This is a genomic window from Zavarzinia sp., from assembly GCF_041650655.1.
Taxonomy (GTDB): Bacteria; Pseudomonadota; Alphaproteobacteria; order Zavarziniales; family Zavarziniaceae; genus Zavarzinia.
Genome location: NZ_JBAZKR010000107.1, coordinates 1 through 12224, shown reverse-complemented (window position 1 = coordinate 12224; position 12224 = coordinate 1). Strand labels below are relative to the sequence as shown.

The window sequence follows — 12224 nt, the reverse complement described above, 5'->3', positions numbered from 1 at the left end:
CGATCACTGTGCCGCCGTCGCCCTGGGTCAGGGCCGAGGCGTCGAGGGTGGCGCCGGCCGCCACCGTGGTGGTCTTGGCATGGGGCGTCGGGCCGCTGCCCTGTTTGCCGCCGCCGACCCTGATGGTGCCGCCGCCATTGGCGCCCGTGGCATCCAGCCTGGCCGTGCCGATCACGCCGACATCGCCGCCCGTGACCTCGATGGTGCCGCCCCTGCCCGTGGCGGAAGAAACGTCGAGCGTGCCGGAGACGGCGGTTTCGCCGTCGCCCCCGGTCAGCACGATGGTGCCGCCGTCGGTCGCGACGCCGGCCGCGGAGACCACCCCGGTCATGTCGATCGCGCGGTCGACCACGGCCGAGGCCTGGCCGGCGGTCAGGATCACCGTGCCGCCCGCGGCATCGATGGTGCCGGCGTTGGAGACCTGGGTGCCGCCCGCCGCGCGGGCGACCGGCTGGCCGGTGTCGAAGGAGATCAGGCCGTCACCCGCGAGGTCGACGGTGAAAGTCTCGGCGCTGCCCAGCGCCACGGTGCCGAGGCGGGCGGCGATGGTGCCGTTGTTGGCCACCGTGGGCGCCACCAGGGCGGCCAGGCCGTGGTCGGCCACCGTGATGGTGCCGTCGTTGACGACGCTGGCCGCACCATTGCTGGTCGGCATGTCGAACAGGCCGGAGCCGGCCATGAAGGCGTTGTCGGCGATGTCCGAGGTGGTGGCGACCAGGCCGCCGACGTCGATCCTGGCCCCAGCCCCGACCAGCACGCCGTTCGGATTGACCAGGAAGACATTGCCGTTGGCGGTCAGCGTGCCCTGGATCACCGAAGCATTGCTGCCGGTCACCCGGTTCAAGGTGACGGAATCGGGCCCCGGCTGGATGAAGCGGGTGGTCTCGCCGCCGCCGATCGAGAAATCCTGCCAGTCGATCACGGCGCGCTGGCTCGACTGCTCGACCGTCACCGTGCCCGGGGCGCTGGCGATCGAGGCGCTGCCGGCCGCGACGGTGCCGCCGGTCGGATTGGCATAGCCGGCCGGCGTGGCGCCGATCAGGACGACGAGGCCGATGGCGGTCGAGGCGAGCAGGCGGGAACGGTGCCGCCGAGGGACGAAGCCGGTCATGACCCTGATCTCCCTCAGAAATTGCCGACGAGGCGGAAGAATACCCCGGGCCGGCGCCAATCGCTGGAACGATCGGACCGGTCGCGGGTGAGCGGTTTGGCGACCTCCAGCTCGGCCTGGGCGGAGTCCTCGATATAGAGGCGCACGCCGGCACCGGCCGAAGTCAGGGCGGCGGAGTCGATTTCGCCCGGGCCGTCGTTCCAGACCTTGCCGGCGTCGTAGAAGCCATAGAGTTGATAGGGCAGGTGGAGCCTGCCCTGGTCGGTCGCCGCGTCGAGTGTGCCGCCGAGCTGGAGTTCGATGGTGGCGGCTAGGGCCTTGTCGCCGGAGAGTTCGCCCGGCGCGTAGCCGCGCCCGAAGCGATAGCCGCCCAGGCGGAATTCCTCGTCCGCCAGCAGGGCGCCGTCCGAGATCTGGCCGGCCGCGTCGATCAGCAGGTTCAAGGTACCGATGCCGGTGTCGAACAGATGCTGCAACCGGCTGAGTTCCAGCGTGGCCTTGGTGAATTCGCCGTCGGCCCCGGCCCGGGACAGGAAGAGGTCGCCCGCCTCCGAGGCACCCAGAGCGCCGATCCCGGTCGAGATGCCGAGGCTCGCCTTGGAGACGCCGGCCAGGCTGTCGCGATATTCGGCATCGAACAGGGCACGCAGCACGCGCAGGCGGTCCCGCGTCAGGGGCAGGCCCAGGGTATCGTCGTCTTCATTGGTCCAATCGAAGGCGCCGGTCGCCATCACCGAGAGGCGCCGGCTGCGCAGCAAGGGATAGGACAGGGCGACGCCGAAACGGGTCGCCTCGGTCTCGATTTCGAGCGGAGTCAGGCTCTCGCCCGGCTTGCCGGGGGCATAGGCGGCATAGGCGTGCAGGCGAAGCCCGCTGTCGCCCAGCGCGAAATCGCCCGAGAGTTGGGCCAGCTGCTGGCGCTCGTTCAGGAAGGAAGTGAACAGCACGAGTTCCAACCGCTCGCCGAGCGGGGTGAAGCTGTTGAGCCCGCCCCCCAGGCTGACGCTCCAGGGGCCGACGAAGGACGAGGCGCGGTTGTCGATCGCGGCGAAACCGTCGACCGCCTTGTGCGCGACGTCGACCGTGAGTTGGCTGGCGCCGCGCTCGCCCGCGACCGGGCTCAGGGTGCTGCGTGCCGTGATGCCGGGCAGGTCGTTGATCAGGAGAAGCTGGCGTTCGACCAGATCGAGCCGGGCCGGCCCCGGCCCCGCGATCTTGGCCGCCATCGCCTCGACCAGTTCGCGGGCGCCACCGGCGTCGCCGGTCACCGCGACCGACTTGATGTAACCTTCGACGACGGTGAACTTGACGGTGCCGCCTTCGATCCGCTGGGCGGGTACGACGACGCGGGTCAGGAAATAGCCGTCGTCGCGATAACGTGCCTCGATCGCGGCGGCGATTGCGAAGATGTCCGCCAGGGTCACGGTCTTGCCGACCTTGTCGGCGTAATAGGGGGCGAGGTCGGCGTCGCCATAGACGGTGGCGCCCTCGACCGTCACACCGGCCAGGGTGAGGGTCACGCTCTCGGCGCCCGCGGGCGGGCTGCCGGCCGGGGCGGGCGCCACTTCGAGGCCGGGCACGCTCGGCTGTGCGGGCGGTGTGATCGCCTGTGGCGCGACGGTCGGCCGGGCGGTGCCTGGCAGGGTCTGGGCGATGGCTGGCTGGGCGAGGAAGGTCGCCGCGATCAGGCCGAGCCCGGCGAGAGCCCGGGTCGTGACAATGGCGGTCGTTGCGACGTGTCTCATCATTCCCCCACGGCGAGACGCATGTTCGGCACTGTCGAGCCCGGCCCTGGCCGGTCATCGACACCCGCTGTCCCGAAACGGTCGACAGCGGACTGAGCGCCGCCCCCCGGCGGACGCCATCCGTACCTATCAGTCTGTTAGCACCAAGATTGGCGCAAGGCCAGACTGTGCTAGAAATCGATCGCCGCGGGAACCGCCTTTCTGAAGCGCTCGCGCAGCGCGGCGAATGCCTTGTCGTCGATGCCGAGCTGGCGCGGGCCGAACAGCTCGGGCGCCAGCGTGAAGCCCAGATAGGCCTGCATCTCGTTGATCACCAGGGTCTCGTTCTTCACGTCGTAGCCGGCGCGCTCGAGGAAGCGGGTGAACAGCTTGCGTTCCGCGTCGTTCAGGCCCTTGCGCCAGAAATCGTCGCAGGCGGAACGGAAGAAGACCTGGGTGAAGAATTCGCCGTGGGCGAACTCGTGGCGCAGCACTTCGCGCCGGAGGGCGATGTTGCCGGCGTCGTCGCCGCCGACCGAGGCGAGCGTGACCAGGGCCTGGGCCGGCTCGCCCGGGGTGAAGCCCTGGTCGGCGACCCGGATCACCTTCTGCTTCAGCAGGATTTCCAGGACTTCGCCCTCGGCCACCGTGACGCCGACGTTCTCGGCCAGGGTGAAGAAGCGCGCCAGGGCGGCTGAATCATAGTCGTGGCCGCCGTAATAGGTGTCGAAGGACTTGCCGCTGTCGGCGATCGCCCGGCGCAATTCGGCATCGCTCATCACCCGGTCGCGCGGGGCCCCCTTCTTCTCGATCAGGGCGGCGATCCGGTTCAGGGCCATGGCCTGGGCATGGAAGCTCGGGAAATCCAGCACCAGGACGCGCGGGTTATGGGCGGCGCGATAGGTGGTGAGGTGGTCGGGCAGGCGGGTGACGATCTGTTCCAGCGTTGCGCTGGGGGCGGGTGTCCGACCCGGCGGCGGCACCTGGGGGGCCAGGGCTGCCGGTGCTTCCGGGACCTGGGGCGCCGGTGCGGCCGGTGCGGGGGTGGCCAGTGCGGGGGCGGCCAGTGCGGGGGCGGGGGCCGGCGACAGCGCCCCGCCCTCGGGCAGCAGGGCGGCGGACCCCGGCAGAGTCGCGGGGGCCGGCGAGGCGGCGGGCGGCGGTGCTGCGGGGGCCGGTGCCGGCGCGGGTACCGCGGGCGTCGGTGGCGACAGATGGCCGGCGACGCTGAGCCCCGGTCCCGGGCCGCCGTGCTGGTCGAGCCAGAACAGGCCGCCCACCGCCAGTGCGGCGACGAAGGCGCCGACCAGGCCCCACAGGATGCCCTGGGCCCCGCCCCGGCGGCGCCGCGGCGGAAGGCCGGGATCGTGCGGGGCGGTGGCCATCTAGTTCACTCCCAGGCTCTTCAAGGCGTTGATGGCGCCCTGGTGCTTCTGGTTGGCCGCCTTGCGGAACCAGTAGATGGCGGTATCCCGGTTCTTGGTGATGCCGGACACGTCACCCTTGAAATACATGACACCCAGGTTGAACTGGGCCGAGGCGATGCCGGCATCGGCCGCCTCCTGGATCAGGCGGAGGCCCGTGCTGGCGTCCTTGGCCCCGCCTTCGCCCTGCAACATCATGGTGCCCAGCATCTGCTTGGCCACCAGGTGGCCGGCGTCGGCCGCGATCTTGAGCTGCTGGCGGGCATCGGCTTGGCGCTCGCCGGCGTAATAGGCCCGGGCGAGCTGGAAATTCAGCCGCGGCTCGGCCGGGGCGGCTGAAACCGCGGCCTCGCAGGCCGGGATGGCGTCCGCCGTGGCGATTTCCGTGATGGCGCGAACACCGGCCACCTTGCGTCCCTCGATCACGGCCCGGGTGACATCTTCCGGATCGGCCGCCAGGCGGTCGCATTGCTCGATCCGCGGATCGATCTCGGCGACCGGCGGCGGAGGCGGCGACACCGGGGGCGACACCGGGGGCGACACAGGGGGCGACACGGGCGGCGAAGGGGGCGGCGAAGGGGGCGGCAGCTCCGGCAGTGTGGGCGGCGGCGGCGGGGAGACCGGCGGCGACACCGGCGGCGAAGGAGGCGGCAACTCCGGCTGGGTCGGCGGTGGCGGCGGTGAAACCGGCGGCGACGCGGGGGGCGACGCCGGTGGTGTCTCGGGAAGAGACACGGGCGGGGGCGGCGGCGATTCCGGCAAGGTCGTGGTGCCGCTGCCGGCAGCCACCACCGCGGATTTGCCGAACAGCAATTCGGGTTTCACCACGGCGACGACACCGAGGCCGCCGGCCGCGACCGCGACGATGCCGAGCCCGGCCCACAGGGCGACGCGGCTGCTGCCGCCGTCCTTGCTCTTGGCGCCGTCGGCGCTCTTCTTCGCAGCACCAGCGGCACCCTTGGCACCGTTGCCGAGGCTGCCGCGGGTGACTTCGGCCTCGACCAGGTCGCGCATGGACTGCGGGCGGTTCTTCGGGTCGGGCGCCAGCATGGCGCCGATCTCGGCCCGAAGGTCGGCAGGCAGGGCGGAGAGATCGGGCACGGTGTCGCGCTTGGCGACCGCGGTCTGCAGCGAATAGCCCATGTCGAGCTTTTCGCCCAGCGCCGCCGCGGCCAGCACCAGGCCCAGACTGTAGATGTCCGATCGGCCGTCGACCTGGCCGCCGAAGAGGCCGAACTGTTCGGGCGCCACATAGGAATATTTGCCGGCGAACTGGTCGCCCACCACCGTCTTTTCCGCCGGGTCCGACAGTTTGGCGATGCCAAAGTCGATGATCTTGGGCGCCTCGATGCGGCCGCCTTCGAAAATGATGTTATCGGGCGAGAGGTCGCGGTGGAACACGCCCTCGTCATGGGCGACGGCCAGCGCCTCGGCGGCGTGGCGCTTCAGCAGGCGGACCTCGTCGACGGTGAGCGGCCGTTCCTTCATGACATGGCCGAGCGACGGCCCGTCGACGAATTCCATGACCAGATAGGTGCGCCCCGCCTCGTCGCGGAACAGGCCGTCGTAGGAAACGATGCCGCGGTGATGGATGCGGCGGAGCGTCATCGCCTCGCGCCGGAACAGTTCGATCACCTCGGGCACGCCGGCCAGTTCGGGCCGGATGATCTTGATCGCGTGTTCGGTGCCCAGCGTGTCGTGGGTGGCGCGATAGACTTCGCCCATGCCACCGCGGGCCAGGAAGGCGGTGATGCGGTAGGTATGGCCCAGCATGGTGCCGGGCGCCAGCGTCGTGCCTGGTCCGCCCACATGGGGCGGCGGTGCAGCCGGTGGGGTGCCGCCGCCGATCGTGGTCGGTTTGTCGTCGTCCGCTGGTGCCATCGATCGAATTCCGTCCTTGCCTCCACCCTTCCTAGTCTATCAGGCCCATATGGCGCCAGATGCGGCGGCGGTCGGCGATCATGGTGGCCAGGCGGCGTTCGGTCTCGCCGTCGTCAGCGCCTTGATCGCCGCCGGCCCGGGCGAATTCGATCAGCCGGCGGGCGATCGAGACATCGTCGGTGTCGGCGAGGGTGTTGATCAGGTGGACGGCGATGACATCGACCGAGTCGATGTGATGGGCGTTGCGCAGCGCTGGGGTTGCCACCGGCACGCCCTGGCGGGTTTCGAGCTCCATGCTGCGCTCGGCGAAATAGCGGTTGGCACGGCGGCAGCGGGCGAGTGCCGCGTCATCGTCGAACGGCAGGGCGGCCGCGACCTGGCGCGACATCAACAGGGTGGCGATGGTCCCGATCATCGACTGGATCGGCTGGCCCTTGTAGCCCGGCTGGCGGATCAAGGCGCCGAGCGGTGTCGGCCCCTGTTCGGCCAGGGCTTCGACCAGGGGGCGGAAGGTCTCGTCCGGCAGGTGGACGTTCTTTTGCGGCAGGTCGATGTCATAGCGGAAATCGGCGGCGCCGACGGTCAGCGCCAGGGGCACGGCGGCCAGCCGCGTCTCGCGCTGGGCCGGCGTCAGGCGGCGCGCGCCCTTCACGTGGATGTCGGCGCGGAAGGTGCGCAGCCGGCAATAGTCGCGGAAGGTCTCGGCCACGATCGGGTCGGGAATCTGGTCGATCAGGGCGCGCTGCTCGTCGCTCAGCGAGAGCTGGTCGAGCACGTCGATCGGCCGCGCGGTGCCGGCATATTCGAGCTTGGCTTCGGCGAAATCGCGGGCGACATCGGCGAAGAACAGCGGGCGCCAATAGTCGTTCAGATATTCGTGGGCCATATAGGCGGCGCTGCGCGGCGGCTTGGCCAGCAGTTCCCGGGCCAGGTCGTTGCCCTCCAGATGCGTCGCCTTGGTCTCGAACAGCCGGCGCATGAAGTCGAAACCCTCGGTCACCCGGGCTTCCGCCGGGCCGCGGGCGAGGCCGGCATAGTCGAGCAGCAGGCGCTGCACCGCGATGCCGTGGCTCCAGCCCGGCAGGGCGTTGTAGCTCGTATAGACGAGGCCGCCGGGGTTCAGCTTCTCGGCCAGGAATTTGACGATGGCCTTCTGGTTGTCGCGGCTGATCCAGCTATAGACGCCGTGCATGGTGACATAATCGAAACTGGGCAGGACAGGGCCCTTGCCTTCCGCCAGGTCGGCGAAGCTGGCTTCGTGGAAATGCACGTTGTCCAGGCCGAAATCGGCCGCCATGGCCTTGGCGCGGGCGATCTGCGCCGGCATGAAGTCGATCGCGTGGACATCCGTATCCGGATTGGTCAGGGCGATCAGGATCGCGGTCAGGCCCTGGCCGCAGCCGAGCTCGCAATAGGCCGGGCGGCCGCGCGGCATCGGCGGCTCGACGCCCTGGAGCAGGGCCATCAGCTTCAGGTGGATCGGCGCCTGGTCGGGATAGCAGGCGGTGACATATTCGACGGAGGTCACATAGCCGCTGGACCAATCGCTCATCGTCTCGTCCTTCCGTTCAGACGCTGTCGAGGTCGAAGACGGCGTCGTCGGGGTCGTGCCGGAACGGCTCGCCCGTCATCCACAGGTTCCAGCCGAGGCGTGCCTCCGCCGCCGGTTCGCCCAGCACGGGCGAGGGCACGGCGCGGCGGTCCAGGATGACCTGGAGATCGAAGCCGAAATCCGGGCCGACCGCCTGGCGGGTCAAGTCCGCCAAGGCTTTCACCTTGGGCTGGTCCGGCATCCAGCTCCGGAAATCGTCGTAGGCCAGGGGGCCGATCACGATCCGGAAGCGGCCCTGCACGTCGACCACCTGGGCACCGGCCACGGCATCGACGCCGAGCCGGCAGAAGTGGCCGTCCGGCGCCTCGCGCTCGGGCAGGCGGCTCCGTTCCTCGGGCGGGATCGGGATCACGTTCCGCGCGAAGGGCTGGATCTCCACCTCGGTGCCGAAGACATTGGACAGCATGGCGGCCAGAGCCACCAGCGGCATCTGGCGGCGCGACATCAGGCCGGCGTGATGCACCACCAGCTCGTCCGGTATCGCCAGCTTCTCGTCGAGATGGGGCGTGCCCAGGCCGACCAGCGCCTTCAGCGCCGCGCTCACCGCATCGCCCGGCCCGGCCTCCCGCGCCTCAAAGGCCAGCGGCAGGCGGTATTTCCGCGATGCCCGCACGAAATGCGACACGAAGCGGTGCAGGAACATGTCGAGGAAGGCGTGATAGCCCGGCTGTCGCCCGCGTTCCGCCTGGATCGCGATTTCGGCGTAAGCGGGCGGCAGGGCGCCGGAGACACCGTCCAGCGTCATCGCTTCGACCACCAGGCGGGGCGGGTCGCCTTCCGCGTAACCGGCGAGGTCGCCCGACGGGAAGGCGACACCGATCGCCCCGCTGAAGCGCACCGGCTCGTTGCGGGGATTGCCGTCCTGGCCGAGCGGCACCGGCTCGGCGAAGCGGGGATCGGCCGCCGCGGCACGCGCCGCCCTCTCGAGCAGGCGGACCGCCTGCACGAGCGAAAATTCCTCCGGCGACGCCTTCAGCGCCGCGATCAGAGGAGCGGCTTCAGTCCGGCGCGTGGCGGCCATTTCTTGAGGATCCTGTCCTGTCCCTTGGTGGCGATGGTCAGGCGGGTGAAGGCGTTGATCGAGGCATAGAGGCCGAAGAAACGGTCGAGCACGGCGGCGAGCAGGAAGGCGCCGCCACCGCCGAGCTGGCTCTCGGCCAAGTCGAGGCGGACGTCGACGCCGCGGCAGAAGGCGGCGATGCCGCCGCCGTCCGGCGCCCGGGCAGTGCCGCGCGTGGCCGAGACATGGGTGATCGAATCGATCAGCGAGGCGGTTTCGCGGCTGTCCTTCAGGTCGTAGAGCTTCAGGATCTCGCGCAGCGCATCCGCCCCCTCGACCGCATCGGCGAGCGAGAGATGGTTGAGCAGCAGATGCGAGACGAGGCGCCAGCGCCCGAGCTTGCCGAGCTTCGGTCGCAGCGACGGGGTCGGCGCAGTGAGCAGCGCGATCGCCTGCACGCCCGCGGTGTTCTTGGCGAGCTGCAGGCGCGGCCGGCCGGTGCCGAAGGGCAGTTGCGCCGGCAGGTCGCGGTTGAAGGCGGTGATCTCGACCGAAGCGGTCCATTGCGGCGGCGCGTCGACGTCGAAGGAATCCGAGACCAGGCCGAGGAAGACTTCGCTGCCGCCGAGCCCCTCGACTGCGGGGCGACGGGTGGCGTGCCAATAGGAGCGACCGCCCGCCTCGCCCCGGCCGTGGCGGATCGAATAGAAGGGCTCGACATCGACCTGTTCGCCGGTCGGGCTGCTCAATTGCACCCTGTCGATCGAATAGACTTCGAGGCCGCGCTGGCGCCGGGCATCCGGCACCACGCGGTATTCGAACTGGCGCTCGGTCAGGTGGGTCGGCTCCGCCCGCATGGCGAAGAGATTGACGATCGGCGTGCAGCCGAGGGCGAAAGTATCGGTCGAGACCGTGCGTTCGAGCTCGGTCACCCCGCGCGAGAGATAGACGAAGACCTCGAGTTTGTCGCCCGCGCCGACCAGCGTCTTCCGCTCGATCTGCCGGAGATCGAAGAAGAGGAATTTCTCGGGAAATGCGAAGAGTTCCGAGAGCAGGCGGTAGCCGATCAGCGAGCGCGCCGGATAGGGCAGCAGGCCCTCGTTCGGCTCGAAGCCGACGGGCACGATCGCCTCCGGATCCAGGATCACCGGCCTTGGATCGTTCACCCCGTCGGCCAGCGCGATCGACAGGGTCGAGGTGAACAGGAGTTCGTAGAGCGCCTGGGCGACCTGGGTCGTGCCACGCAGGAAGAAGCGCAGGCTGGAAAGGTCCAGCTTGTCGAAGGTCAGGTCCGGCTGGGTCGTCTTCAAGGTCAGGCGCAGGACCGAGGCGGCGCCCTGGCCGCGCGGGTTGGCGGGCGCGTTGATCGGCCGCCCGGTCAGCGTCGCCGCCTCGATCCGGATCGGCCAGAGCTGGGTCTCATAGGCGGTGCGGAAGCGGCATTCGCCGTCGCGCAATCCCTCGACCGTCTCGACCTCGGTGCCGGCGGGCAGGGTGATGGCGCCGGCGATATCCTCGGCCGGGCGGAACTGGGCGATGGCGCAGGACGGGAAGGGCGCGATCAGATGGGGATAGAGCACGCCGAGCAGGCTGTCGGTCAGCTCGGGGAATTCGTCGTCCAGCTTGAGGCGGACGCGGGCGGCCAGATAGGCGAAGGCCTGGATCAGGCGCTCGACATGGGGATCGGCCACCGCATCGGCCGAAATGCGCAGGCGGCCCGCTTCCTTCGGGTGGCTCTCCGCGAATTCGCCCGCCATCCGGCGGATGTGCTGGAGCTCGCGGTTGAAATAGGGAAGCAGGTCGTCACTCATGGTCTCTCTCGACCACGTCGAAGGTGCGGGTCGCGGATTCGAGCACGCTGTCGAGCGTGATCGGCTCCGGCGCCGGGTCGGCATACATCATGGCGCTGACCCGGATCCGGAAGGTGCGGTCGTATTCCTGCTTTTCCGCGATCTCGACCGAAACGCTCTCGAAACGCGGCTCGAAGCGACGGATCGCCTCCTCGATCTCGCGCCGTAGGGCTTCGACCCGGGATTGGGATTCGAAGGCGCCGGCGGTGAAATCGGGAATGCCGAAATTGACCAGGGACGAGTCGAGTTCCGCGTAGTCCGCGGCCCAGGAGCGGCAGCGCTGGCGGGCATTGAGCAGCACTTCGAGATCGCGCCGGATGGCCACCTTGAGGTCGCGCAGCGAGGCACCGCGGCTGCGCGGGCCGCCGTCGCCGTCGGGCGCCTCGAGCAGCCGGTCGAGGACGGAACTCGACAGCGGCTGGTCGGCATAGGCGCCGAGGCTCAAGACAGCGCCTCGGCCGGCTGGGCCTGCAGGGCGATGACGCCGAGGTCCATGACGCCCAGCGCGTCGTCGCCGATCAGGAAGGTGCGCTGGCCGAGGCCGCGCACCGGCGCGCCGTCGCCCCCCGTCCAGTCCGAGGCCCGGCCGAGCCGGACCGCGGGCGGCAGGGCGGCACCCGGCGGCGGGACATAGAGCGCGGGAATGAAGACCTCGCCCTCCGGCCCGTCCTGGACCGAGAGCAGGGCACGGCGGAACAGCAGGTCGCGGGCGCGTTCCGGGGCGTGGAACTCGATCTGTATCACGCGCTCGATGGGAATCCAGAAATGCTTGCCGGTCGAGGTCAGGACTTCGAGCGTGCCGCCCAGCACGTCGTCGAGGTCGCGCCAGTCCTCGAAGGCGGTGTCGTCATGGGCACCGGCGACGCGGGGCGTCTCGGCCTCGGCTTCGGCCAGCGAAGTGGCGGCGGCGACGCTGTCGCCCGCGCGGAGTTCGGCCAGGGCGCGCAGGCGGGCGGTGACGTGGCGCGGCGGCGGGCCCAGGAAATCGGGCACGCGGCCTTCGTTCCAGACTTCGTGGCGGGCCATTTCGGCGCGGATGATCTGGCGGAACAGGGCGAGCGGCAGGGCCGCCTTGGGGTCCTGGGTGGTGAGCACGTCGAGCTGTCTGTCCGCCCGGGCGAAATCGCCGGCAAAGCACAGAAGCTCGGCCAGGAAGGCCCTTTCGCCGAGTTCGGCCGGCTTGCTCTTGACGATTCCGAGCTGAGCGGCGACCGCCGCGTCGATGTCGCCCGCCTCGAAGGCGACCTGTGCCTCGGTCCTGGTGTTGGCCATTTCTATCTCCCCCGTGTTCCGAACATCAGGCCGCCTGGCCCGACGGCACCGCGGTGACCAGCCTGAAGGCGGAGAGCACTTCGTCGAGCTGGAAATGCGGCTGCAGATGGATGACGCAATTATATTCGCCCGGCTTCGACGCGAGCTCGCTGACCTCGACCCTGGCCTCGCGCAGGGGGTAGCGGGCCCGGGTTTCCGCCGGCAGGTCCATGGTCGAGGTGGTGTAGCCGTTCAGCCAGTTGGACAGATAGGCCTGGCAATCGTCGGCGGTCAGGAAGCCGCCCACCTTGTCGCGGCAGATCACCTTGAGGTAATGGGCGAAGCGGCCGGTGCACAGCATCGACTGGATC

9 protein-coding genes and 1 pseudogene are annotated in these 12224 nt (G+C 69.9%); all 10 read right to left on the bottom strand.

Going from position 1 to position 12224, the window contains the following annotated elements:
• Positions 1 to 1111 (bottom strand): filamentous hemagglutinin N-terminal domain-containing protein (locus WC493_RS18735; protein WP_373067259.1); only part of this gene is annotated, 1111 nt, incomplete at its 3' end.
• Positions 1112 to 1125: 14 nt separating this feature from the next.
• Positions 1126 to 2856 (bottom strand): ShlB/FhaC/HecB family hemolysin secretion/activation protein, encoded by a 1731-nt coding sequence (locus WC493_RS18730; protein ID WP_373067257.1) that lies wholly within the window; start codon positions 2854 to 2856, stop codon positions 1126 to 1128.
• Between the two features lie 170 nt (positions 2857 to 3026).
• Positions 3027 to 4220 carry a hypothetical protein gene (locus tag WC493_RS18725; RefSeq protein WP_373067254.1) on the bottom strand — a complete coding sequence of 398 codons (1194 nt, stop codon included), beginning with the start codon at positions 4218 to 4220 and terminating at the stop codon, positions 3027 to 3029.
• Positions 4221 to 6140 (bottom strand): serine/threonine-protein kinase, encoded by a 1920-nt coding sequence (locus WC493_RS18720; protein WP_373067252.1) that lies wholly within the window; start codon positions 6138 to 6140, stop codon positions 4221 to 4223.
• 31 nt (positions 6141 to 6171) lie between these two features.
• A complete protein-coding gene (locus tag WC493_RS18715) occupies positions 6172 to 7692 on the bottom strand; it encodes a methyltransferase regulatory domain-containing protein (RefSeq protein ID WP_373067250.1) in 1521 nt (506 codons plus the stop codon).
• A gap of 16 nt (positions 7693 to 7708) precedes the next feature.
• Complete coding sequence (gene tssG, locus WC493_RS18710; protein ID WP_373067247.1) at positions 7709 to 8773, bottom strand: type VI secretion system baseplate subunit TssG; 1065 nt, start codon at positions 8771 to 8773, stop codon at positions 7709 to 7711.
• Positions 8737 to 10563 carry a type VI secretion system baseplate subunit TssF gene (tssF, locus tag WC493_RS18705; protein WP_373067245.1) on the bottom strand — a complete coding sequence of 609 codons (1827 nt, stop codon included), beginning with the start codon at positions 10561 to 10563 and terminating at the stop codon, positions 8737 to 8739. Before tssF ends, tssG begins: the two co-directional genes overlap by 37 nt.
• Positions 10556 to 11047 carry a type VI secretion system baseplate subunit TssE gene (gene tssE / locus WC493_RS18700; RefSeq protein WP_373067242.1) on the bottom strand — a complete coding sequence of 164 codons (492 nt, stop codon included), beginning with the start codon at positions 11045 to 11047 and terminating at the stop codon, positions 10556 to 10558. Before tssE ends, tssF begins: the two co-directional genes overlap by 8 nt.
• Positions 11044 to 11874, bottom strand: a complete 831-nt coding sequence (locus WC493_RS18695; RefSeq protein WP_373067240.1) for a type VI secretion system accessory protein TagJ — start codon at positions 11872 to 11874, stop codon at positions 11044 to 11046. The genes tssE and WC493_RS18695 overlap by 4 nt, the downstream gene beginning before the upstream one ends.
• A 25-nt stretch (positions 11875 to 11899) precedes the next feature.
• Positions 11900 to 12224: pseudogene (locus tag WC493_RS18690) on the bottom strand (type VI secretion system contractile sheath large subunit); the annotation flags it as partial.

What these genes read in the sequence shown, in the direction of transcription:
- WC493_RS18730 (WP_373067257.1), bottom strand. Translation starts at nt 2,856, where the DNA reads ATGAGACACGTCGCAACGACCGCCATTGTCACGACCCGGGCTCTCGCC.
- WC493_RS18725 (WP_373067254.1), bottom strand. Translation starts at nt 4,220, where the DNA reads ATGGCCACCGCCCCGCACGATCCCGGCCTTCCGCCGCGGCGCCGCCGG.
- WC493_RS18720 (WP_373067252.1), bottom strand. Translation starts at nt 6,140, where the DNA reads ATGGCACCAGCGGACGACGACAAACCGACCACGATCGGCGGCGGCACC.
- WC493_RS18715 (WP_373067250.1), bottom strand. Translation starts at nt 7,692, where the DNA reads ATGAGCGATTGGTCCAGCGGCTATGTGACCTCCGTCGAATATGTCACC.
- tssG (WP_373067247.1), bottom strand. Translation starts at nt 8,773, where the DNA reads ATGGCCGCCACGCGCCGGACTGAAGCCGCTCCTCTGATCGCGGCGCTG.
- tssF (WP_373067245.1), bottom strand. Translation starts at nt 10,563, where the DNA reads ATGAGTGACGACCTGCTTCCCTATTTCAACCGCGAGCTCCAGCACATC.
- WC493_RS18695 (WP_373067240.1), bottom strand. Translation starts at nt 11,874, where the DNA reads ATGGCCAACACCAGGACCGAGGCACAGGTCGCCTTCGAGGCGGGCGAC.